Origin of the sequence: Streptomyces sp. OR43, from assembly GCF_008042275.1 — a bacterium.
In the GTDB taxonomy this organism is placed as follows: domain Bacteria; phylum Actinomycetota; class Actinomycetes; order Streptomycetales; family Streptomycetaceae; genus Streptomyces.
This window is the reverse complement of the sequence record NZ_RDBK01000043.1, coordinates 3,191,517-3,215,687: the sequence shown is the minus strand read 5'-3', so window position 1 is coordinate 3,215,687 and position 24,171 is coordinate 3,191,517. Positions and strand designations below refer to the sequence as shown.

Sequence of the window (24,171 nt, the reverse complement as noted above, 5' to 3'; positions counted from 1 at the left end):
CCCGGCTCCCGGGACCTCATCGAGGTCCCGGGAGCCGGGCGTCGTCGCGGGGCCTGCGGGCCGGGACCTACGCGGTCCACTCCGACCAGCTCATGTTCCAGCCGTTGAGACCGTTGTCCGGCTGGATCGTGCTGTCGTGGGAGTTCTTGACGACCACGACGTCCCCGATGAGGGAGTTGTTGAAGAACCAGGCAGCCGGAGTGCTCGGGTCACCGGCACCGCGCGCGTCCTGGAGACCGACACAGCCGTGGCTGGTGTTGGTCGCGCCGAAGATGCCCGATCCGCCCCAGTAGTTGCCGTGGATGAACGTGCCCGACGTGGACAGGCGCATCGCGTGCGGCACGTCCTTGATGTCGTACTCACCGCCGAAGCCCACGGTGTCACCGTTCATCCGGGTCACCTGGAGCTTCTCGCTGATGACCATCTGGCCGTTGTACGTGGTGGTGGCCGGGGCACCCGCCGAGATCGGGATGTCCTTGATCTGCTTGCCGTCGCGGACGACCTTCATCCGGTGCGACTCCGCGTCGACGGTGCTGACCTGCCGGCGTCCGACGGTGAACGAGACCGTCTTGGCCTGCTTGCCGTAGACCCCCGGACGTCCCTCGACACCGTCGAGGTCGAGCTTCACGGTCACCTTGGTACCCGCGGCCCAGTAGTCCTCGGGACGGAAGTCCAGACGGTCGTTGCCGAACCAGTGGCCCTCGATCGCGACGGCGGGCTCGGCCGTCACCTCGATGGCCTTCTCGACCGACTCCGGGTCGGTGATGCCGCGGGTGAAGTGGATCGAGACCGGCATGCCGACGCCGACCGTGGAACCGTCCTCCGGGGTGTACTGCCCGATGAAGGTGTTCTTCGGAACCAGCGTGGTGAAGGTGGTGTCCTTCGCCGACTCACGGCCCTTCGCGTCCTTGGCGACCGCGTGGACCTTGTACTTCGTCGCCGATGCCAGGTGCCGGTCCGGCTCCCAGCTCGCCCCGTCGGCCGCGATCTTCCCCTTGACCTCCGCCCCCTTCGGGTCGGAGACCTTGACCGTGGCCAGCTTCCCCTGCTCGGCCGAGATCTTCAGCGCCCCGCTCGTGGCGACGGAGTCGGCCCCGTCCTTCGGCACGATGTTCACGACGGCCTGCGAGGCCGCGGTGTCCCCGGTCCCCGCCCCGGCCGCCTTGCCGCCCTTGCTCCCGCCGTCGGTGTCTCCCCCGCCGCACGCCGTCACCAGCAACAGCAGCGCACCCAGTACCAGAGCCAGCACACCCGTGGACCCACGCCCCCGCCGCCTGCTGTCCGCCCCGGCCGATGCCCCCGATATCGGCTGCCCGTTCAATGTGGTCGTCTCCCCTCACACGGCCTGGCCCCGCCAAGGCCCCAGGAAGCCCGCAGGCTCCCACCCCCGCACGCTGCACATGCGCGCTCAGCGAAAGATAATCACACCGACTGCGGGCAGATCTCCCCCGGAATGTCACCGTTCAGTCCCAACTCGTCCCGGGACTTCGCCTGGTCGGAGGTGCTGCCGCGGCCACGGGGCCGGTACGCCGGACGGCGCGGCCGGAGCGGCCGCGCCGTCGAGGGGGACGCCCGCGGGTGTCAGCGGAGTGCGGAACCCTCCTTCCAGCGCTTCCAGTCCAGGTTCCAGCCGCCCAGGCCGTTGTCCGGAGCGACCTTCTTGTCCTTGGAGTTGATGACCTCGACGACGTCCCCGATCAGCGTCCGGTCGAAGAACCAGCCGGCCGGGGTGGAGCCGCTGCCGCCCTGCACGTCGCGCAGCCCGATGCAGCCGTGGCTGACGTTCGTCGAGCCGAAGATGTCGTCGTCGGACCAGTAGTTGCCGTGCAGGAAGGTGCCGGACTCGGTGAGCCGGATGGCGTGCGGGACGTCCTTGATGTCGTACTCGCCGCCGAAGCCCACGGTCCGCCCGTCCATCCGCGTCACCTCGTGCATCTCACTGACCACCATCTTGCCGTTGTACGTGGTCGTCGTCGGGGAGCCCGCGGTGATCGGGACGGTCGAGACGAGCTGCCCGTCCCGGCGCACCTCCATCGTGTGCGCGGCCGAGTCCACCAAGGACACCTGCTCCCGGCCGACGGTGAAGCGGACCGTCTTGCGCTGGCTGCCGTACACCCCCGGCGCCCCCTCCACATCGCGCAGCCCCACCTCGACGGTCACCTCGGTGCCCGGCTGCCAGTAGGCGGCCGGGCGGAAGTCCAGCCGCTTGTCGCCGAACCAGTGCCCCGCGATCTCGACCGCCGGATCGGCCGTCACCCGGATCGCCCGCTGCACGGCCGCGCGACGGGTGACGGGCCGGTTGAACGCGAAGGAGACGATCATTCCGGTGCCGACCGTCGACCGGTTCTCCGGTTTGAAGTACCCGATGAAGCGGTGCTGGGGGACCTGGGTGGTGAAGGTGGTGTGGCGGGCCGAGCGGTGCCCCGCACCGTCCACGGCCACCACGTCGACGCTGTACTTGGCGGCGAGCCCGAGCCGGGCGGACACCCCCTGCGGGGACCAGGAGCGCCCGTCCTCGGCGATCAGGCCCCGCACCTCCTGCTGCTGCGCGTCCTCGATCCGGGTCACCTCGACGCTCTCCAGCCGCCCGTCGGGGACCTTCACCTCGACCCGGGTGTCCGGCGCGACGTCCTCGGCCCCGTCCAGCGGGGTGATCCGGATGGCTTCCTGCGGCGAGCGGGACTTCCCGCCGATGATCGAATCCGTACCCGAGCAGCCCGTCAGGACAGCCAGTACGGCCAGTACGGCGAGCAGTCCCGACCGGGCCTTCACGGTCGCCGGGCTCGCCCCTGCCTTCTTCGCTACGTGGTTCACGTCCCCCCAACGACGCGGGCGGTCCGGGGGAAACGTGAGTGCGGGCCCCCGCGTGGGCAGAACAGAGAGGACGACCACACTCGGGGAGCCGCGGCCGGGACGCCGCACACCCCCTTTCCGGTGCCGGTCCCATGAGCCGCGGGAGGCGAGCAGGTGTCGAGCGCAGCCGAGCAGGAGGCAGTGCCGAGGACGGCCACGGGGCCGTCCGGGACGGCGGCGGTGGAGCGTGCGCCCGCCACCGGATCCGGCCGGGCCACCGGCCCCGCACCGCGGGCGCCCGCGGTGTGGCCGGGGGCTCCTACCCCCCTGGGAGCCCGCTTCCGCGTGGGCCCCGACGGGATCGCGGGCACCAACTTCGCCCTCTGGGCCGGCGGGGCGGAGGCCGTCGAGCTCTGCCTCTTCGACGAGGACGGCACCGAGACCCGCCTCCCGCTGACCGAGCTGACCCATGAGATCTGGCACGGCTTCGTGCCCGGTGTGCGGCCCGGCCGGCGCTACGGCTACCGGGTGCACGGCCGCTGGGACCCGTGGACGGGTGCCCGGTGGAATGCGGCGAAGCTGCTCCTCGATCCGTACGCACGGGCCGTCGACGGCGATTTCACCCTTCCGGCCGAGGTGTACGGCCATGTGAGGGACTGGCCCCAGCAGCATGTCGCCGACACCGTGCGCGACGAGCGGGACTCCGCTCCGTACGTCCCCAAGGGAGTGGTCGTCCATGACGACGACGACTGGGCCGAGGACCGCCGCCCCAAGACGCCCTGGGCCGACTCCGTCATCTACGAACTGCACGTGCGCGGCTTCACCGCCCGCCACCCCGGTATCCCCGAGAAGCTGCGCGGCACCTACGCGGGTCTCGCGCACCCGGCGGCCATCGGCCATCTCCAGCGCCTGGGGGTGACGGCGGTGGAGCTGCTGCCGGTGCACCAGTTCGCCCACGAGGACCATCTGCTGCGGCGCGGGCTGCGCAACTACTGGGGCTACAACTCGATCGGCTACTTCGCCCCGCACGCCGCGTACTCCGCGAGCGGCACGGCGGGCGAGCAGGTCGGCGAGTTCAAGCGGATGGTGCGCGCCCTGCACGACGCGGGGATCGAGGTGATCCTCGACGTCGTCTACAACCACACGGCCGAGGCGGGCGAACTGGGCCCGATGCTGTCGCTGCGCGGCATCGACAACCGCGGCTACTACCGGCTCCAGGCCGACGCCCGCAGATACGCGGACTACACGGGCTGCGGCAACACCCTGCACGTGGTGCAGCCGAACGTGCTGCGCCTGATCACCGACTCGCTCCGCTACTGGGTCACCGAGATGGGCGTCGACGGATTCCGCTTCGACCTGGCCGCGGCGCTGGCCCGGTCGATGCACGACGTCGACATGCTGTCCCCGTTCCTCGCGGTGATCGCCCAGGACCCGGTGCTGCGCCGGGTGAAGCTGATCGCCGAACCGTGGGACGTCGGCAACGGCGGCTACCAGGTGGGCGCGTTCCCCCCGCTGTGGACCGAGTGGAACGACCGGTACCGGGACGCCGTACGGGACTTCTGGCGCGGCGCCCTCCCGGACGTACGCGATCTCGGCTACCGCCTGACCGGGTCGAGCGACCTCTACGCCTGGGGCGGCCGGCGACCATACGCCTCCGTCAACTTCGTCACCGCGCACGACGGGTTCACCCTGCGCGACCTGGTGAGCTACGAGCACAAGCACAACGAGGCCAACGGTGAGGGCAACCGGGACGGCACCTCGGACAACCGGGCCTGGAACTGCGGCGCCGAGGGCGAGACCGACGACGCCGGTGTCAACGCGCTGCGCCGCCGCCAGCTGCGCAACCTCCTCACCACGCTGCTGCTGTCGACGGGGGTGCCGATGCTCGTCGCGGGGGACGAGATGGGCCGCACCCAGGGAGGCAACAACAACGCCTACTGCCAGGACAACGAGACCGGCTGGGTGGACTGGTCGCTGCTGGAGCAGCCGCAGTGGCGGGAGCTGACCGAGCTGACGGCCCGGGTCCTCGCGCTGCGCCACACCCATCCGGTGCTGCGGCGCCGGGCGTTCTTCTCCGGCCGGGCCCAGGCACCCGACGGGCTGCGGGACCTGGCGTGGTTCACCCGGCAGGGCGCGGAGATGACGGAGGAGGACTGGTACGCACCGGCCGCCACGGTCGGGCTCTACCTCTCCGGCCGCGACATCCCGGGCCGAGACGCCCGGGGCGAGCAGGTGACCGACGACAGCTTCCTCGCGGTCCTGCACGCCGGGGACCGGCCCGCGGACTTCCTGCTGCCGGGACCACCGTGGGCGGACGCGTACGAACTGGTCCTGGACACCTCGCGGGAGGACCAGTCCGCCGCACCGGGCACGGTCCACGAGGGCGGCGCGCCCTTCACGGTGCCGGAGAGGTCCGTGCTGCTGCTGCGGGTGAGGTCGTAGCCGCGGCGCAGAGCGGTCAGCCGAGGATGCCGCGTTCGTACGCGACCGCGACCGCGGCGGCCCGGTCCTTGGCGCCCAATTTGGCGAAGACATGGGTGAGGTGGGTCTTCACGGTCGCCTCGCTGATGAACAGCTCGGCCGCGATCTCCCGGTTCGACGTCCCCCGGGCGACGAGCCGGAGCACCTCGCGCTCGCGCGCGGACAGCGCCTCGTGGCCGGGCGCGACGGGGGCGCGCACCCGTGAGATCAGCCGGGAGGCGACGGCGGGCGACAGGACGGTGCGCCCGTCGGCGGCGGCGCGGACGGCGGTGAAGAGCTCGTCGCGGGGCGCGTCCTTGAGCAGATAGCCGGTGGCACCCGCCTCGATCGCGGGCAGGGTGTCGGAGTCGGTGTCGTACGTGGTGAGGACCAGGACCCTGGAACGGGCGCCGCGCCGGGTCAGCTCGGTGATCGCCGCGACTCCGCCGCCGCCCGGCATCCGCAGGTCCATGAGCACGACGTCGGGGTCGAGCCGGACGGCCATGTCGACGCCCTCGACACCGTCGGCCGCCTCACCCAGTACCCGGAACTCCGCGGCCGACTCGAACATGCCGCGCAGTCCGTCCCGGACGACGGGGTGGTCGTCGACGACGATCAGCGTGATGACGCGTGCGGGTTCCTGAGCCATAGCGGCTCACCGTACTGCGTCGGCCGGCGGTCAGCCCTGCCGGACCATCGGGACCCGGGCGCAGACGGCGGTGCCGAGGCCGGGGCCGGTCTCCACCTCGACGGTGCCCGCGATGCGTTCGGCGCGCGCCCGCATGCCGCCGAGCCCGAATCCGCCGGCGCCCCGGTACGGCGGCAGTGCGGCGGGGTCGAAGCCGCGGCCGTCGTCCCGTACGTCCAGCGATATCTCGTCGCCCATGTACGACAGGGTGATGCCGGCCCGGGAGGCTCCCGCGTGCCGGGCCGCGTTGGCGAGGGCCTCCTCCGTGATGCGCAGCAGGGTGGCGCCGACCTCGTCGTGCAGGGGCTCGGCGGTGCCGGTGACGGTGAACTCGGCCCGCACCCCGGTCCGTTCCGACCAGGCGGTGACCGTCTTCTCCAGGGCGCCGGGCAGGTCGTCGTGGACCAGCGCCGACGGGACGAGGTTGTGCACGGAGCGGCGCGCCTCGCCGAGGCTGTGCCGGGCGAGAGCGGCTGCCCGCGCGAGGTGCTCGCCGGCGAGGACGGGGTCGGTCTCCGCCGTGGAGGTCACGGCCTGGAGCTGGGCGATGATGCCGGTGAGTCCCTGGGCGATGGTGTCGTGGATCTCGGCGGCCAGCCGGCTGCGCTCGTCGGCCACCCCGGCCTCACGTGCCTGGACGAGGAGCTGGGCGTGCAGCCCGGCGTTCTCCGCCAGCGCCTGTTCGAGCCGGGCGTTGGCCGACTCCAGTGCGGTGATGGTGTCGGTCCGGGTACGCGCCTGCTCGGCCTCCCGGTTGCCGATCTGGGCGAAGACCATGGTGAGGCTCACGTGCACGGCCAGCACGATGGCGAAGACGACCCAGTTCATGAAAGTGACGGGCGGCAGGCCGCTGCCGGACTGCGACCCCGCCATGATGACGGCGATGGCCAGCAGCCCGGCCCGCATGGCCCTGGGCGGCAGCAGCCGGCCGGCGTCGAAGTAGCCGAGTACGGCGTAGATCGAGAAGAACGGGTTGCACCAGGTCAGTCCGAAGGCCAGCAGGGTGCGGACGACGAAGTAGGCCCGGGCGGCGCGTGATCCCTGTTCGGCCGCGATCCGGCTCCACAGGAACTGCAGGGCGAGCGCGGCCGGGAGCAGCACCGCGGCAACGTACACGTCCGTGCGGGACATGATGAGCCCGCTGGTCACGGCGGAGACCACGGTGGCCAGGGCGAGCAGACCGTACGGTCCGTGCCGGAAGAACCGCTCCCACCACTGCTCGGCCGTCGTCACACCGGTCATGGTCTTCCTCTCCCCCGCGTTCATGGGTGGAGTCTCCCGTAACGCCTACTCCCAGCGGAACGTACGGATCGCTGCCGTCGCCGCCAGTACGGTCCACAGTGCCACCACGCCCAGGTACGCCCAGCTCGGCCAGGCGCCGGCGGCCGCGCGGTCCAGCACCTGGGAGGCCGCGCCGAACGGGGTGACCTGGACGATGTGGCGGAGTGTGCCGGGCATGGTCTGCACCGGCACCCAGACACCGGCGGTGAACATCGTCACGAAGAAGACGACCGAGCCGATGGCGGCCGCGATCTTGGTGGTGCGCGAGACGGCGCAGACCAGCGCGCCCAGCGCCAGCACGCAGGCGACGGCCAGCAGCAGCCCGAGCAGATAGCCGAACGGCTGTCCCGGCAGCCGTACTCCGAAGGCGATCCGGCCGACGGCCATCACGAGCAGGGCGGAGCCGAGCGCGGCGGCGCCGTGCAGGACGATCTGCGCGCCGAGCACCGCGGAGGGCCGCACGGGGGTGGTGGACATGCGGCGCAGGATCCCGCGTTCGCGGTAGCCGGTGAGTACGGGCGGCATCGCCTGCAGACCGGCCATGATCATGGCGAGCAGCACGGCCACGGGAACGTACAGGTCGATGACGCGGCGCCCGCCGAGCGCGTCGTCGTGCTCCCGGAAGGACGGGATCAGGCCGAGGATCGTCATGAGTACGGTCGGGAAGGCGAGGATCCAGAACAGGCTGCCGGGCTCGCGGAGGAAGAGCCGGGCCTCGGACCTCACGACCGCGAGCGAGGCGTGCGAGGGGGCGGTGCGGGGCGCGGAAACGGTGTTCGCCGTGGCCATCTCAGGCTGCCTGTTCTGTCAGTCCGCGCTCGTCCGCGGGGCCGGGGTGCTCGGTCAGGTCGAGGAACGCGTCGTCGAGGGTGGCTTCGGCGACGCGGAGCTGCCGCGCGGTGATCCGGAGCCGGGCCAGCAGCGAGATGACGGCGTTGACGGTCTCGTCGGTGCCGTTGATGGAGATCCGTCCGTTCCTGGTCTCGTACGAGCGCGCACCGGGCAGTCCGGCCAGTTCGGCGTCGGGGAGCGGCTCGGAGGGCGTGAAGGAGATGGCTGTGGAGCTGCCGGCCCTGGCGATCAGTCCGGTCGGGGTGTCGAGGGCGGCGAGTCTGCCCCGGTCGATCACCGCGATCCGGTCGCAGAGGCGCTGGGCCTCCTCCATGAAGTGGGTGACCAGCAGGACCGTGACCCCGCTGTCCCGTACCTCTTCGATCAGTTGCCAGGTGTCGCGCCGCGCTCGCGGGTCCAGTCCGGTGGTGAGCTCGTCGAGGACCACGACCCGGGGGTTGCCGACGAGGGCCAGCGCGATGGACAGGCGCTGCTTCTGGCCGCCGGAGAGCCGGGCGAACCGGGTGGTGAGTCTCGTGTGCAGCCCGAGCCGTTCGGCGAGCGGGCGCCAGTCGGCGGGGTGCGGGTAGAAGGCGCTGTACAGCTCCAGCGCCTCGCCCACGGTGATCTTCGGCTGGAGTTCGCTCTCCTGGAGCTGCGCGCCCAGCAGGAGGGTCACGCGGTCGTGGTCGGCGACGGGGTCGAGACCGGCGACCCGGACCGTACCGGCGTCGGGAACCCGTAGCCCCTCGACGCATTCGACGGTGGTGGTCTTGCCCGCACCGTTGGGGCCGAGAATCCCGAAGATCTCCCCCTCGTCCACGGAGAAGGTCACGCCGTCGACCACGGGGCGGCCCGCGTAGGCCTTGCGCACCCCGTCCACCTCGATGATTGCCATGCCTGTGAGCATCGCGGGCGCGAGGCCCTGCGCGGCATCCGCCATCGCGCTCGAACCGGCATCCTCCGATCGGTTGATGCCGCACTACGACCGTCCTCGGTCATGGGGCGTCGCCCCTCGGCCCGGAGGAGAAAAAAAGGTGAGCGATGTCAGTGGTGAACCGTAGGCTCGCCCCTGATGCCCGAAGAACATGTAGCGCCCAAGGACCGGTCCGCCGCGCAGTCCCTGCTGCGGCTGTGGCCGTATGTGAAGCCGGTCCGCAACCGTATGGCCGGTGCGGCCCTGATCGCGATCGTCGCCTCGTGCATCGGTCTGGTGATCCCACTCGTACTGAAGTGGATCGTGGACGGGCCGGTCGCCCATCAGGACCCGGGCGGTGTCTGGCTCGGCGCGCTGTTCCTGCTGCTTCTGGGGATCGCCGAGGCGGTCCTGTTCGGGGTGCGGCGATGGATGGTGGCGCGTCCGCTGGCGGGTGTCGAGGCGTCGATGCGGGCGGACCTCTACCGGCATCTGCAGCGGCTTCCGGTGGCCTTCCACGACCGGTGGTCCTCCGGTCAGCTGCTGTCGCGCGGCACCACGGATCTGATGCTGCTGCGGATGTTCCTGGTCTTTCCGCTGACGTTTCTGCTGGTCAACACCACCACGATCCTGGTCGGTTTCGTGATCCTGCTGTTCCAGGAGTGGACGCTCGGTCTGGTGCTGCTCGCGCCCGTCGTGCCGCTGGTGATCATCTGTTCCGTCTTCGAGACCAAGTACTCGGTCGTGGCGCGCAGGGCCCAGGACCAGGTCGGCGATCTGACGACGGTGGTCGAGGAGAGCGTGCTCGGCATCCGCATCATCAAGGGCTTCGGCCGGCACCGCAGCCAGGCGCTCGCCTTCCGGGCGCTCTCCGAGCGGCTGCGCACCACGGAGCTCGGCAAGGCACGGCTGCTCGCGGGCATCTGGGCGCTCATCACGACGATCCCCGAACTCGCGATCGGGGCCGCGCTGGTCATCGGCACGATCCAGGTCGCGGACGGCGGTCTGTCGGCGGGCACTCTGGTCGCCTTCCTGTCCACGGCGCTGGCGCTGCGGTGGCCGGTCGAGTCGATCGGCTTTCTGCTCGCGATGAGCCAGGAGTCGGCGACGGCGACGGAGCGGTTCTTCGAGGTCATGGACGTGGCGGAGGAGGAGGACACCTCGGTGTCCGGGAGCGCTGCCCGTGATGACCGGCCCGAGGCCGGAGGCATGGTCTTCGAAGGCGTCGGGTTCCGCTACCCGGACGCGGAGGAGGATTCCGTCCCCGTCCTGAAGCGGATCGATCTGCGGATCCGGCCGGGCGAGACGATGGCCCTGGTCGGGGCCACCGGATCCGGCAAGACCACGCTCACCGCGCTCGTTCCCCGGCTGCACGACGCCACGTCGGGGCGGATCACGCTGGACGGCGAGGACATCACCGCGATGCCGCGTGAGCGGTTGCGCGAGCTGGTGTCGGTGGCGTTCGAGGAGCCCACGCTCTTCTCCGCGAGCGTCGGGGAGAACGTGCTGATGGGCGCCGGCGGCGGGGGCGAGGAGGAGTTGCGGCGGGCCCTGTCCGTCGCGCAGGCCGACTTCGTCCACGATCTGCCGCACGGCGTCGACACCCAGGTCGGCGAGCAGGGCCTCAGCCTCTCCGGCGGCCAGCGCCAGCGTCTCGCGCTGGCCAGGGCCGTCGTCGGCCGGCCGCGCTTCCTGGTGCTGGACGATCCGCTCTCCGCCCTGGACGTGCACACGGAGACGCTGGTCGAGGCGGCGCTGCGGCGTGTGCTGGAGGAGACCACGGCGATCGTGGTCGCGCACCGGCCGTCCACCGTGATGCTCGCCGACCGGGTGGCGCTGCTGACCGACGGCCGGATCAGCGCGGTCGGCACCCATCAGGAACTGCTGCGCAGCAACGCCGAGTACGCCTGGCTGATGTCCGGCGCGGGCGTCACGGGCGGCGGGGAACCCGCGGACGCGTTCCCTCCGGGCCCGATGGGCGATGACCCGATGGCCGATGACCTTACGGGCCCCCACGCCCCTGCCGAGGAGAGCAGCACCCGATGACGAGCACCACGACCGGACGTCCCACGGAGCCGGGCGACAGCGAGGAGAGCGGGTCGCCGGAAGCGGTGGCCGTGGCACCCGCCGAGCGTGCCGGGGACCCCTTCGACCGCGACGACCTGCCCACCCCGCGCGGCGCCACCCGCGCGCTGCTCGTGTCGTTGCTGCGGCCCCTGCGGGGCCGGGTCGTGGTCGCCGCGCTGTTCCTGCTGATCCAGCAGGCCGCGGTGCAGGCGGGGCCGTTGCTCGTGGCGTACGCCATCGACAGCGGGGTGCCCGCGTTCCGGGACGAGGACTACGGGCCGCTGATCGCGGTGGCCCTCGGCTACGCGCTCTGCTCGGCCGGTGCGGGCGCCATGCAGTACGCCTTCATCAAGGCGTCCGCGCGGGTCAACCAGGACGTGCTGCTCGATCTGCGGGGCCGGATCTTCCGCCATGCGCAGGCGCTGAGCGTGGACTTCCACGAGCGGTACACATCGGGGCGGCTGATCTCGCGTTCCACCACCGATGTGGAGTCACTGCGGGAGCTGCTGAGCGAGGGCCTCCAGGAGCTGATCGGTGTCGTCCTCTCCTTCGTCTCCATCTCCCTGATGCTGCTCTGGCTCGACTTCGGCACGGGTGCCGTCGCCGTCCTGTCCTTCGTACCGCTGTATCTGCTGGTGCGGCTCTATCAGCGACGGGCCGCGGTGATCTTCGCGTCGCGGTCGACGGCGATCGCGGCGGTGATCGTGAAGTTCGCGGAGACGATGAACGGGATCCGGCCCGTCCGGGCGTTCCGCCGGGAGCCGGTCAACGACGAGGTCTTCCGGAAGCTGAACCACGAGCACCGGCGCACCAACGGCGACGCGATGCTGGAGAACGCGCGCTATGTCGTCGGGTCCCGGCTGGTGGCCAACACCGCCGTGGCCGGAATCGTACTGTGGGGTGCCTACCGCGTCGCGTCCGGAAGCCTCGCCCTCGGGGTGCTGGCCGCGATGGTCCTGTATCTGCGGCGGCTCTACGACCCGATCGACCGGCTCAGCATGTTCCTCAACTCCTACCAGTCGGCCGCGGCTTCGCTGGAGAAGATCGCGGGGCTGCTGGCCCAGACGCCCACCGTCCCCGAGGCCCTGGAGCCCCGGGAGCTGCCGGCCTCGGTGGATGAACATCCGGGCCGCGAGGTGGTCTTCGACGGGGTGCGTTTCGCCTACCGCACGGGTGGTGAGGTACTGCCGCGCTTCGATCTGACCATTCCGGCCGGCCAGACGGTCGCCGTGGTCGGCTCCACGGGCGCGGGCAAGTCGACATTGGCCAAGCTGCTGGCCCGCTTCTACGACCCGACCGAGGGACGCGTGCTGCTGGACGGCACCGATCTGCGGGACCTCGCCACTCCCGAGCTGCGGCGCGGGGTGGTGATGGTGACCCAGGAGGCCTTCCTGTTCTCCGGCACGGTCGCGGAGAACATCGCGATCGGCAGCCCGGACGCGACCCGTGCGGAGATCGAGCAGGCCGCCAAGGCGATCGGCGCCCATGACTTCATCGCCGGTCTGCCCGACGGATACGACACGGACGTACGCAAGCGGGGTGGCCGGATCTCGGCAGGTCAGCGCCAGTTGGTCGCGTTCGCCCGCGCCCTGCTCGCCAATCCGGCGGTCCTGATCCTCGACGAGGCGACGAGCTCCCTGGACATCCCGGGCGAGCGGGCGGTGCAGCGGGCGATGGACACCGTGCTGCACGGCCGCACCGCGGTGGTCATCGCCCACCGGCTGTCGACCGTGGAGATCGCGGACCGGGTCCTGGTGATGGAGCACGGCCGGATCGTGGAGGACGGCGCCCCGGCCGAACTGATCGGCGGCACGGGCCGGTTCGCCGGACTGCACCGGGCGTGGCGGGAGAGCCTGGCCTGAGGGCGGCGCGGGGGCGCGGAACGCGCCACAGTGCGCAGCCGTCTCGCCTGGTGGGACCTGCGCGCCCCTTCACGTTCCCGTCGTACACGTCACGTGCGGACACAACCTCAACTCCCCCTGCGCGTTTGGGCTTCCGGGCCCCCGTGTGATCTCGCGGCAATGATCGGCGAAACGTCCGCTTAACGAACACGACTATTCCTGCAACGGACGAATTCCGGCCAACTTGTTGACGCGGTCCTGACAGACAACGCCTTCTGCTGACACTGTTCACCCCGTTCTGCGCACTGCTTGCTCTGCCCGGACGGCTTCCCCGGCCGCCGGTACCCCCCTCGCAGAAGGAGTCCGCGTGAGATCCACGCTCAGCCGTCGTACCACCGCGACCGGCGCTCTGATAGCCGCAGCAGCCCTCCTCGCCGTAGGAGTCCAGACCGGCACCGCCACCGCCACACCCGGTGGTGCCGCCCAGGCCGCCCCCTCGGCCTCACAGCCCAATCCCGGCGCACTGGCCAAGCAGCTCTCGCCCTCGCAGCGGGCCGAGCTGATCCGCGAAGCGAGCGCCGGCACCTCGGCCGCGGCCGCGAAGCTCGGGCTCGGCTCGCAGGAGAAGCTCGTCGTCAAGGACGTCATCCAGGACAACGACGGCACCACGCACACCCGTTACGAGCGCACCTTCGGCGGCCTCCCCGTCCTCGGCGGCGACCTGGTCGTCCAGGAGTCGAAGTCCGGCGCGACCAAGAGCGTCACCAAGGCGTCCAGGACCACCTCGGCGCAGCTCAAGGCCGTCGACCTGACCGCGGACGTGGCCCCGGCGACCGCCGAGAAGCAGGCCGTCGGCCTCGCCAAGGCGGACGGTTCGTCGAAGACCGCGGCGGACAAGGCGCCCCGCAAGGTCATCTGGATGGCGTCGGGCACCCCGCAGCTCGCCTACGAGACCGTGGTCGGCGGACTCCAGGAGGACGGCACCCCGAACGCCCTCCACGTCATCACCGACGCCACCTCCGGAGCGAAGCTCTACGAGTGGCAGGCCATCGAGAACGGCGTCGGCAACACGGAGTACAGCGGGCAGGTCACGCTGGGCACCGCCCCGTCGTACACGCTGACCGACACCACCCGCGGCAACCACAAGACGTACAACCTGAACCACGGCACGTCCGGCACGGGCACCCTCTTCTCCGGCTCCGACGACGTCTGGGGCAACGGCCTCGCCTCGAACGCGGAGACCGCGGCGGCGGACGCCCACTACGGCGCGGCCGAGACGTGGGACTACTACAAGAACGTCCACGGCCGCAACGGCATCAAGGGCGACGGCGTCGGCGCGTACTCCCGCGTCCACTACGGCAACAACTACGTCAACGCCTTCTGGGACGACAGCTGCTTCTGCATGACGTACGGCGACGGCAGCGGCAACGCCTCCCCGCTGACCGCGCTGGACGTGGCCGCGCACGAGATGACGCACGGCGTCACCTCCAACACCGCGGACCTGAACTACAGCGGTGAGTCCGGTGGCCTGAACGAGGCGACCAGCGACATCTTCGCCACCGCCGTCGAGTTCTACGCGAACAACACCACCGACAAGGGCGACTACCTCATCGGTGAGAAGATCGACATCAACGGCGACGGCACCCCGCTGCGCTACCAGGACAAGCCGAGCAAGGACGGCGCGTCCAAGGACGCCTGGTACTCCGGCATCGGAAACGTCGACGTGCACTACTCGTCGGGCCCGGCCAACCACTTCTTCTACCTCCTCTCGGAGGGAAGCGGCGCCAAGACCATCAACGGCGTCTCCTACGACTCCCCGACCTCCGACGGCCTGCCGGTGACCGGCATCGGCCGCGACAAGGCCGCGCTGATCTGGTTCAAGGCGCTCACCACCAAGTTCACCTCCACGACCAACTACGCGGCCGCCCGCACGGGCACGCTCGCCGCGGCCGGCGAGCTGTACGGCACGACGAGCGCCGAGTACACCGCCGTCGCCAACGCCTGGGCCGGCATCAACGTCGGTACCCGTCCCGGCGGCACCGACCCCGGCGGCACGGTCTTCGAGAACGCCACGGCCGTCTCCATCCCGGACAGCGGTGCGGCCGTCACCAGCTCGGTCACCGTCACCGGCCGCACCGGCAACGCCCCCAGCACCCTCAAGGTCGGCGTGGACATCACCCACACCTACCGCGGTGACCTGGTCATCGACCTGGTCGCCCCGGACGGCACCGCCTACCGCCTGAAGAACTCCTCGTCGAGCGACTCGGTGGACAACGTCAAGACGACGTACACCGTCAACGCCTCCTCGGAGGTGGCGAACGGCACCTGGAAGCTGAAGGTCCAGGACGTCTACTCGGGCGACACCGGCAAGATCAACAGCTTCAAGCTCACCTTCTGAGCCCTGGCCTCAGGGCCTTCCGAAGGCAGCACCACCGCATGACGCGCACCTGATACGGCAGCCGCCCGGGAGAGATCACTCCTCCCGGGCGGCTGCGTGCGGTTCAGCGCATCAGCACACCCGCGCCCTCACCCGTCGCCTCCGTCGGCTGGGCGACCAGGCCGAGTTCGGCACCCGTGGCCAGCAGCCGGTGGGCCGGCAGCACCCGCACGGTGTAGCCGTACGGACCGGTGCGGTCGAGGGCGAGCGGGCCGTCGTACAGCCAGCGGCCCTCCAGGTCCTGGCCGCCCGCCGGTTTCAGCGGGAAGACCTGGGCGTCGGAGATCGCGTCGGCGGAGTCGACGCGGCCGGCCACCGCCTGTACCTCCACGTCGTCCGGCTCCAGCGCCCCGAGGCTGATCCGGACCCGCAGCGCCAGCGTGGCGCCCAGTTCGGCCGAGCCGCCCGGCGCGGTGGGCGTCACCGCCTCGACATGGTCGACGGCCACCCGGGGCCAGGCCGCCCGTACCCTGGCCTTCCAGCCGGCGAGCTCCCGCGCCGCGGCGGGATCCAGCGTGCGCCGGGCCTGCGCCGCGGGGGCGTACAGCCGCTCCACGTACTCCCGGACCATCCGGTCGGCCAGCACCTTGGGGCCCAGCGTGCCCAGGGTGGAGCGGACCATCTCGATCCAGCGTCCGGGAAGTCCCTCCTCGCCCTGGTCGTAGAAGCGCGGCGCGACCCGGTCCTCGATCAGCTCGTAGAGGGCGTTCGCCTCCAGATCGTCGCGCCGGTCCTCGTCCAGCGCGGATCCGTCGGCCGTCGGGATGGCCCAGCCGAAGTCCGGCTCGAACCACTCGTCCCACCAGCCGTCGAGGACGGACAGGTTGAGGCAGCCGTTGAGCGCCGCCTTCATCCCGCTCGTACCGCAGGCCTCCAGCGGGCGCAGCGGGTTGTTCAGCCAGACGTCGCAGCCCGGGTAGAGCTTCTGGGCCATCGCCATCCCGTAGTCGGGCAGGAAGACGATGCGGTGGCGGACCCGTGGGTCGTCGGCGAACCGGACCAGCTCCTGCACCAGGCGCTTCCCGCTGTCGTCGGCCGGGTGCGCCTTGCCCGCCACGACGATCTGGACCGGGCGCTCGGGGTGCAGGAGCAGCGCCCGCAGCCGGTCCCGGTCGCGCAGCATCAGCGTCAGCCGCTTGTACGAGGGCACCCGGCGGGCGAAGCCGATGGTGAGCACGCCGGGGTCCAGCACGCCGTCGATCCAGCCGAGTTCGGCGGCCTGTGCGCCGCGGGTCAGCCAGGAGGCGCGCAGCCGCTCCCGCACTTCGGTGACCAGTTGTTCGCGCAGGGTGCGGCGCAGGTCCCAGAGCTGCCGGTCGGGGATCTGCGCGACGGAGTCCCACCGGCCGGGGGTGCCCCCTGACTCGGTGCGCAGCCGGTAGACCTCGGGGGCGACCCAGGTGGGTGCGTGGACCCCGTTGGTGACGGAGGTGATGGGGACCTCGGGCGGGTCGAAGCCCGGCCAGAGTCCGGCGAACATCTCGCGGCTGACAGCGCCGTGCAGGGTGGAGACGCCGTTGGCGCGCTGGGCGAGCCGGAGCCCCATGACCGCCATGTTGAAGACGCCGGGGTCGCCGCCGGCGTACGTCTCCGTGCCCAGGTGCAGGATGCGGTCGGCCGCGACGCCGGGCAGTTCGCCGTCGTCGCCGAAGTGTCGGGCGACCAGGTCGCGGTCGAAGCGGTCGATACCGGCCGGGACCGGGGTGTGGGTGGTGAAGACGGTGCCGGCGCGGACGGACTCCACCGCGGAGTCGAAGTCGAGGCCGGTTCCGGAGAGCTCGCGGATGCGTTCGAGGCCGAGGAAGCCGGCGTGCCCCTCGTTGGTGTGGAAGACCTCGGGGTCGGGGTGGCCGGTGAGCCGGCAGTAGGTCCGTACCGCGCGTACGCCGCCGATGCCGAGCAGCATCTCCTGGAGCAGCCGGTGCTCGCTGCCGCCGCCGTAGAGGCGGTCGGTGACCTCGCGTTCGAGCGGGGCGTTGTCCTCGACGTCGGAGTCGAGCATGAGCAGCGGTACCCGGCCGACCTGGGCCTGCCAGATCTGGGCGTGCAGGGAGCGGCCGCCGGGGAGGGACAGGACGACCTGGCTGGGCGTCCCGTCGGTTTCGCGCACGAGCGTGAGCGGCAGTTCGTTCGGGTCGAGGACGGGGTAGCGCTCCTGCTGCCAGCCGTCGCGCGACAGGCTCTGGCGGAAGTAGCCGTGGCGGTAGAGCAGGCCGACGCCGACGAGGGGGACGCCCAGGTCGCTGGCGGCCTTCAGATGGTCTCCGGCGAGGATGCCGAGTCCGCCGGAGTACTGCGGCAGGGCCGCCGTCACTCCGAACTCGGGCGAGAAGTAGGCGATGGCGGCGGGGAGCCCGTCGCCCCGGGCACGTTGCTCCTGGTACCACCGGGGGCCCTCCAGGTACTCCCGGAGGTCGGCGGACATCTCGCTGAGCCGGTGCAGGAACTGCTCGTCCCGGGCCAGCTCGGCCAGGCGTCCGGCGGACACGGCGCCGAGCAGGCGCACGGGATCGCACTCCGGCGTCCGGCCGGCCACCGGGTCGACGGCCTGGAAGAGCTCTCGGGTCTCGGTGTGCCAGGACCAGCGCAGGTTGCGCGCCAGGTCGCTGAGCGGTTGAAGGGGATCGGGGAGGACGGGACGCACGGTGAATCGACGAATGGCCTTCACGTATTCCACCTTTACAGGGGACGTACGAATCCGAGCGGACGCACCGCTGTGTGCGCCGCTCCGTCACCCTCGACGGTAGCGGTGCGCGGTGCGCCGCAGCCACGGCGCGCGGCCGGGGCGGGTGGTGCGACCCCTGATGGTCCGACCGCCCCCACCGCCGGTCCCTCCCGGGTCCGTCCCGCACCATCCGCAGATCCAGACACATCCGTCACAGGCGTTATGGCCGATTCCCTCCCCTCGTGTGGCCTTGTGGGGCTTCGCGCCACAGGGAAAGCTGCCCTGTGGCACCGGTACCGCCCCGCGTACGCCGGTTCCCCGCAATCCCGCGTACGCGCGGTCGAGCCCGGCGCATTCGAACCTTCACAGATACGCCCGAGTAGTTAACACACCACCGGATTGGCCTACCGAGATCCGTGGGAAGGCTTCTCCGGTACCCGGAACGACTGCATTCGGATGAGAGCGGAAGGCGATCCGTAACCGTCCCCGCACGATGCATCCGCTGTCCACCGGCGATCCGCTCCCGGTTCGTATGCAATCGGTACGGACGACACACGCATTCGGTCCACACCCGTGCACCGGACCCCCTACCTCATCCATTCGAGTGCCATTCGAGTGAACGCGGACAGGAGCGGCCATGCCCACACCCCATCAGTCGTCGACGGAGCAGCTAGAAAGGACCGAACCCCACCATCGCGGCGTACGCGTTCAGCCGTCCGCGCCCGGTTCGCGCCCTGCCGAGTCCGAGCTCCAGTCCCCAGGTGATTTCATGATCGGTCGCATTCCCGTCCTCGACGTCCGCCCGCTGGTCGACTGCGGCAGAAGGCCCGCCAAGGCGGTCGCCGGCGAAACCTTCCAGGTCACCGCGACCGTCTTCCGCGAGGGTCATGACGCGGTGGCGGCCAACGTCGTCCTGCGGAGCCCGAGCGGGCGCCCCGGACCGTGGACGCCGATGCGCGAGCTCGCTCCGGGCACCGACCGCTGGGGCGCCGACGTGACTCCGGACGCCGAGGGCCGCTGGACGTACAAGGTCGAGGGCTGGAGCGATCCGGTGTCCACCTGGCTGCACGCGGCGAAGATCAAGATCCCGGCGGGGATCGACACCGCGCTGGTCCTGGCGGAGGGCGCCGAGCTGTACGAGCGGGCCGCCGAGGGCGTGCCGAAGCGCGACGGGCGCGAGGCGGTGCTGGCGGCGGTCGACGGCCTGCGCGACGAGTCCCGGCCGGCCGCCGCCCGGCTGGCCGCGGCCCTCACCCCCGAGGCGCGCGACGCGCTGGCCCGGCACCCCCTCCGTGAGCTGGTCACCGCGTCCCGCCCGCAGCCGCTCGTCGTCGAGCGCAGGCGCGCGCTGTTCGGCTCCTGGTACGAGCTGTTCCCCCGCTCCGAGGGCGCCAGGGTGGAGCCGGTGAAGGCGCCCCGCAAGGGCCGTACGGGCAAGGCGGCCGCGGCCCCGAAGCCACCCCGGATCATCAGCGGCACCTTCCGCACGGCGGCCGAACGGCTGCCCGCCGTCGCCGCCATGGGCTTCGACGTGGTCTACCTCCCGCCCATCCATCCCATCGGCACCACTCACCGCAAGGGCCCCAACAACTCCCTCTCCCCCGCCGCGCACGACGTGGGTGTGCCGTGGGCGATCGGTTCCGCGGAGGGCGGTCACGACGCGGTCCATCCGGATCTCGGCACGCTGGAGGACTTCGACCACTTCGTCGAGGCGGCCCGCACCCTGCGCATGGAGATCGCGCTGGACTTCGCCCTCCAGTGCTCGCCCGACCATCCATGGGTGAAGCAGCATCCCGAGTGGTTCCATCACCGGGCGGACGGCACGATCGCCTATGCGGAGAATCCGCCGAAGAAATACCAGGACATCTATCCGATCGCCTTCGACAAGGATCTGCGGGGCCTCGTCACGGAGACCGTACGCATCCTGCGCTTCTGGATGGATCACGGCGTACGCATCTTCCGGGTCGACAATCCGCACACCAAGCCGGTGATCTTCTGGGAAAAGGTGATCGCCGACATCAACCGCACCGACCCCGACGTGATCTTCCTGGCCGAGGCATTCACCCGCCCCGCGATGATGCACACCCTGGCCACCGTCGGATTCCAGCAGTCGTACACCTATTTCACCTGGCGCAACACCCGGCAGGAAATCACGGACTACGTGACCGAACTGTCCGGTGAATCGGCCTCCTTCATGAGGCCCAATTTCTTCGTGAACACCCCCGACATCCTTCCCGGTTATCTCCAGGAAGGCGGCAGGCCGGCCTTCGAGGCACGGGCGGTGCTCGCGGCGACCCTCTCCCCGTCCTGGGGGGTGTACGCGGGGTACGAGCTGTGCGAGAACACCCCGGTCCGCAACGGCAGTGAGGAGTACCTCGACTCGGAGAAGTACGAGATCCGGCCCAGGGACTGGGAAGCCGCCGAGCGCGAGGGCCGGTCACTGGCTCCGCTCATCACCACACTCAACCGGATCAGGCGCCGCAACCCGGCGCTGCAGCAACTGCGTGACGTGCACTTCCACTCGTCCGACAACGACGCCCTGATCGTGTACAGCAAGCGCTCCGGTTCGAACATCGTTCTGACGGTCGTCAACCTCGACCCGCACCACACCCAGGAGGCGACCGTCTCGTTGGACATGCCGCAACTCGGCCTCGACCGGCACGAGAGCGTGCCGGTGCGCGACGAGCTCACCGGCCATTCCTATCACTGGGGCAGGACCTTCTATGTGCGCCTGGAACCGGGCGTCACGCCCGCGCACATCGCGGTCCTGCGACCGTCCCCGCCGACCGGAGGGTCACCCACACCATGATCGTCAACGAGCCCGTCCACGACACCTTCGAGGACACCCCGGCCAAGGACCGCGATCCCGACTGGTTCAAGCGTGCCGTCTTCTACGAAGTCCTCGTCCGGTCCTTCCAGGACTCCAACGGCGACGGCATCGGAGACCTCAAGGGCATCACCGCCAAGCTGGACTATCTGCAGTGGCTGGGCGTCGACTGCCTCTGGCTGCCGCCGTTCTTCAAGTCGCCGCTGCGCGACGGCGGTTACGACGTGTCCGACTACACCGCCGTGCTGCCGGAGTTCGGCGACCTCGCCGACTTCGTCGAGTTCGTCGACGCCGCGCACCAGCGCGGCATGCGCGTGATCATCGACTTCGTCATGAATCACACCAGCGACCAGCACGACTGGTTCCAGCAGTCCCGTACCGACCCCGACGGGCCGTACGGCGACTACTACGTCTGGGCCGACGACGACAAGCAGTTCCAGGACGCCCGGATCATCTTCGTCGACACGGAGACGTCCAACTGGACCTTCGACCCGGTCCGCAAGCAGTACTACTGGCACCGGTTCTTCTCGCACCAGCCCGACCTCAACTACGAGAACCCGGCGGTGCAGGAGGAGATCATCTCCGCGCTGCGCTTCTGGCTGGACCTCGGCATCGACGGCTTCCGGGTCGACGCCGTGCCCTACCTGTACCAGCGCGAGGGCACCAACTGCGAGAACCTCCCGGAGACCCACGGCTTCCTCAAGCGGGTCCGCAAGGAGATCGACGCCAACTACCCGGACACGGTGCTGCTGGCCGAGGCCAACCAGTGGCCGGAGGACGTCGTCGACTACTTCGGCGACTACCAGGCGGGCGGCGACGAATGCCACATGGCGTTCCACTTCCCGGTGATGCCGCGGATCTTCATGGCGGTACGGCGCGAGAGCCGCTACCCGGTATCGGAAATCCTGGCCAAGACCCCGGCGATCCCGTCGGGGTGCCAGTGGGGCATCTTCCTGCGCAACCACGACGAGCTGACGCTCGAAATGGTCACGGACGAAGAGCGCGACTACATGTACGCGGAGTACGCCAAGGACCCGCGGATGCGGGCCAACATCGGCATCCGCCGCCGGCTGGCGCCACTGCTGGACAACGACCGCAACCAGATCGAGCTGTTCACCGCCCTGCTGCTGTCGCTGCCGGGCTCCCCGATCCTCTACTACGGGGACGAGATCGGGATGGGCGACAACATCTGGCTGGGCGACCGGGACGCGGTACGCACCCCGATGCAGTGGACGCCGGACCGGAACGCCGGCTTCTCCTCCAGCGATCCGGGGCGGCTCTACCTCCCCACGATCATGGATCCGGTCTACGGCTACCAGGTCACCAACGTCGAGGCGTCGATGGCCTCGCCCTCCTCGCTGCTGCACTGGACGCGGCGGATGATCGAGATCCGCAAGCAGAACCCGGCGTTCGGGCTCGGCTCGTACAACGAGCTGCCGTCCTCCAACCCCGCCGTGCTCGCCTTCACCCGTGAGCACGGGGACGATCTCGTGCTGTGCGTGCACAACTTCTCGCGGTTCGCACAGCCGACGGAGCTCGATCTGAGGTCCTTCAACGGGCGTCATCCGGTTGAGCTGATCGGCGGGGTGCGCTTCCCCGCCATCGGTCAGTGGCCCTACCTGCTGACTCTGGCGGGACACGGCTTCTACTGGTTCCGGCTGCGCAAGGACGCACCGCCGGCCTGAGAGGAACGGCACCTGCGGGGCGGTTTCCACCGCCCCGCACGGGGCACGCTTCCTCCCATATCGAACACTTCCGTAGTGTTCTTGGATCTTCCTGGCGTTTCGATCACCCCGAGTCGAGTCCGTACGGACCATCCTGACCCGACACGTCCCGCACAGCCGGACAGCCAAAGCCGCAATCCGGGACACTCTTCGCATCCTGTGGTGTGCCCGGGGAAAGGACGCGATGCCATGTCGGAGGCTGCATCCGCTCAGGTCACCCTGGCGAACAGCACAGCCCTGCTCCCGTCTCTCGGACCGCTGCTGCACGAATGGCTGCCCCGGCAGCGGTGGTTCGCGGGCAAGGGGCGGCCCATCACCGCCTTCTCGCTCGTCTCGGCGACCGAGATACTGCCGGTCGACTCCGCCGCCGTCGATACGGGCCCGGGGCTCCTGCACCTGCTGGTACGGGCCCATCAGCCCACGATGGCGGACCAGCCCCCGGCGGACTGCTACCAGTTGCTGCTCGGCGTACGGTCCGCCCTGCCCCCGCGCCTCGCGCCCGCGCTCATCGGTCATGTGACGGACGGACCGCTGGCCGGCCGCACCGTCTACGAGGGACTGCACGACCGGCGCCTGGCCGCGCTGCTGCTGGAGCGGCTGCGCACGCCCGGCGGTCTCGGCGTGCTGCGCTTCGGCCGGGGGGCCGAGCCGATCCCCGCCGCCCTGACCCCCCGGGTACTGGACACCGAGCAGTCCAACTCCTCGCTCGTGTACGGCGACTCCTACATCCTCAAAATCTTCCGCCGGGTCTTCCCGGGTACCAACCCCGATCTGGAGCTGCCGCTCGCGCTCTCCCGTCAGGGCTGCGGACGCGTTCCCGCGCCGGTCGCGTGGTTCGAGGCCGCCGCGCCGGAACGCCTCACGCTCGGCGTGCTCCAGCCGTATCTGCGGGGTGCCGAGGACGGCTGGCAACTCGCGCTGCGCGCCCTGGCGGCGGGCGACGACTTCACGCACGAGGCCCACGCCCTGGGCCGGGCCACCGCCGAGGTGCACACCGCACTGGCCGCCGCGCTGCCCACACCGTCGCTGCGCCGCTCCCAGACCGACGAACTGGCCGCCGCGATGGTGCGGCGCCTGGAGGCGGCCGCCCACGCGGTGCCCGCACTGGTGCCGTACGTCCCCGGACTGCGCGCCGCGTTCGACGCCGTCACGGCCCTGGGCCAGCGGGGCCGCGGGTGGCCCGCCCAGCGGGTGCACGGCGATCTCCACCTCGGCCAGACACTGCGCGGCACCGACGGGTTCTGGTCACTGATCGACTTCGAGGGCGAACCGGCCCGCCCGCTCCCGGAGCGCCGCAGCCCGCAGCCACCGGTGCGCGACATCGCCGGAATGCTCCGCTCCTTCGACTACGCGGCCCGCTCGCACCGCCCCTGGAACGCCGCCTGGGCGGCGCGCTGCCGGACCGCGTACTGCGACGGCTACGCCAAGGCCGCGGGCGTCGACCCCCGCGACGAACCGGAGCTGCTGCGCGCCCACGAGACCGACAAGGCGGTCTACGAGGTGCTGTACGAGGCCCGGCACCGGCCCGACTGGCTGCCCGTCCCGATGGCCGCGATCCACCGCCTGGCGGCCGACGCCGACTGAAGCGGCCTCGACCACCTGCTGCCCGCCGCCCCACCCCACCCACACCCTCCGAGGAGA

Annotated in this window: 14 protein-coding genes; 7 read left to right on the top strand and 7 right to left on the bottom strand. The window is 70.7% G+C overall.

What is annotated here, in order from left to right:
* Positions 1–67 precede the first annotated feature (67 nt).
* Together EAO72_RS33550 and EAO72_RS33545 are read right to left on the bottom strand one after the other, a co-directional pair.
* A complete protein-coding gene (locus EAO72_RS33550; RefSeq protein WP_148020807.1) occupies positions 68–1,321 on the bottom strand; it encodes a L,D-transpeptidase in 1,254 nt (417 codons plus the stop codon).
* Between the two features lie 260 nt (positions 1,322–1,581).
* The gene (locus EAO72_RS33545) at positions 1,582–2,814 is read right to left on the bottom strand and encodes a L,D-transpeptidase (protein WP_148020806.1); all 1,233 of its coding nucleotides are present in this window, start codon (positions 2,812–2,814) and stop codon (positions 1,582–1,584) included.
* 153 nt (positions 2,815–2,967) lie between these two features.
* On the opposite strand from EAO72_RS33545, the gene glgX reads away from it, so the two are divergent.
* Entirely contained in the window at positions 2,968–5,235 is a 2,268-nt protein-coding gene (gene glgX / locus EAO72_RS33540) for a glycogen debranching protein GlgX (protein WP_148020805.1), read from the top strand.
* A gap of 16 nt (positions 5,236–5,251) precedes the next feature.
* Here glgX and EAO72_RS33535 read toward each other — a convergent pair whose 3' ends face one another.
* The 4 genes from EAO72_RS33535 to EAO72_RS33520 are packed head-to-tail and all read right to left on the bottom strand — an operon-like array spanning position 5,252 to position 8,951.
* Entirely contained in the window at positions 5,252–5,902 is a 651-nt protein-coding gene (locus EAO72_RS33535; RefSeq protein ID WP_148020804.1) for a response regulator, read from the bottom strand.
* A gap of 30 nt (positions 5,903–5,932) precedes the next feature.
* Complete coding sequence (locus EAO72_RS33530) at positions 5,933–7,207, bottom strand: sensor histidine kinase (protein ID WP_261991710.1); 1,275 nt, start codon at positions 7,205–7,207, stop codon at positions 5,933–5,935.
* A 21-nt stretch (positions 7,208–7,228) separates the two neighbouring features.
* Positions 7,229–8,011, bottom strand: coding sequence for an ABC transporter permease (locus EAO72_RS33525; protein ID WP_148020803.1), 783 nt, complete (start codon positions 8,009–8,011; stop codon positions 7,229–7,231).
* 1 nt (position 8,012) lies between these two features.
* Positions 8,013–8,951 (bottom strand): ABC transporter ATP-binding protein, encoded by a 939-nt coding sequence (locus EAO72_RS33520; protein WP_261991709.1) that lies wholly within the window; start codon positions 8,949–8,951, stop codon positions 8,013–8,015.
* A 177-nt stretch (positions 8,952–9,128) separates the two neighbouring features.
* On the opposite strand from EAO72_RS33520, the gene EAO72_RS33515 reads away from it, so the two are divergent.
* From EAO72_RS33515 to EAO72_RS33505, 3 genes are all read left to right on the top strand, one after another.
* Complete coding sequence (locus EAO72_RS33515; RefSeq protein ID WP_148020802.1) at positions 9,129–11,015, top strand: ABC transporter ATP-binding protein; 1,887 nt, start codon at positions 9,129–9,131, stop codon at positions 11,013–11,015.
* Complete coding sequence (locus tag EAO72_RS33510; RefSeq protein WP_148020801.1) at positions 11,012–12,898, top strand: ABC transporter ATP-binding protein; 1,887 nt, start codon at positions 11,012–11,014, stop codon at positions 12,896–12,898. The genes EAO72_RS33515 and EAO72_RS33510 overlap by 4 nt, the downstream gene beginning before the upstream one ends.
* A 346-nt stretch (positions 12,899–13,244) precedes the next feature.
* Positions 13,245–15,275 carry a M4 family metallopeptidase gene (locus EAO72_RS33505; protein WP_148020800.1) on the top strand — a complete coding sequence of 677 codons (2,031 nt, stop codon included), beginning with the start codon at positions 13,245–13,247 and terminating at the stop codon, positions 15,273–15,275.
* A 103-nt stretch (positions 15,276–15,378) separates the two neighbouring features.
* Here EAO72_RS33505 and glgP read toward each other — a convergent pair whose 3' ends face one another.
* Positions 15,379–17,982, bottom strand: coding sequence for an alpha-glucan family phosphorylase (gene glgP / locus EAO72_RS33500; protein ID WP_187285304.1), 2,604 nt, complete (start codon positions 17,980–17,982; stop codon positions 15,379–15,381).
* 766 nt (positions 17,983–18,748) lie between these two features.
* On the opposite strand from glgP, the gene EAO72_RS33495 reads away from it, so the two are divergent.
* The 3 genes from EAO72_RS33495 to EAO72_RS33485 all read left to right on the top strand — a co-directional run bounded on the left by EAO72_RS33495 (position 18,749) and on the right by EAO72_RS33485 (position 24,114).
* Entirely contained in the window at positions 18,749–20,788 is a 2,040-nt protein-coding gene (locus tag EAO72_RS33495) for an alpha-1,4-glucan--maltose-1-phosphate maltosyltransferase (protein ID WP_148020799.1), read from the top strand.
* Positions 20,785–22,491, top strand: coding sequence for a maltose alpha-D-glucosyltransferase (gene treS / locus EAO72_RS33490; protein ID WP_148020798.1), 1,707 nt, complete (start codon positions 20,785–20,787; stop codon positions 22,489–22,491). Before EAO72_RS33495 ends, treS begins: the two co-directional genes overlap by 4 nt.
* 228 nt (positions 22,492–22,719) lie before the next feature.
* A complete protein-coding gene (locus EAO72_RS33485; protein WP_148020797.1) occupies positions 22,720–24,114 on the top strand; it encodes a maltokinase N-terminal cap-like domain-containing protein in 1,395 nt (464 codons plus the stop codon).
* The last annotated feature ends 57 nt before the right edge of the window (positions 24,115–24,171 follow it).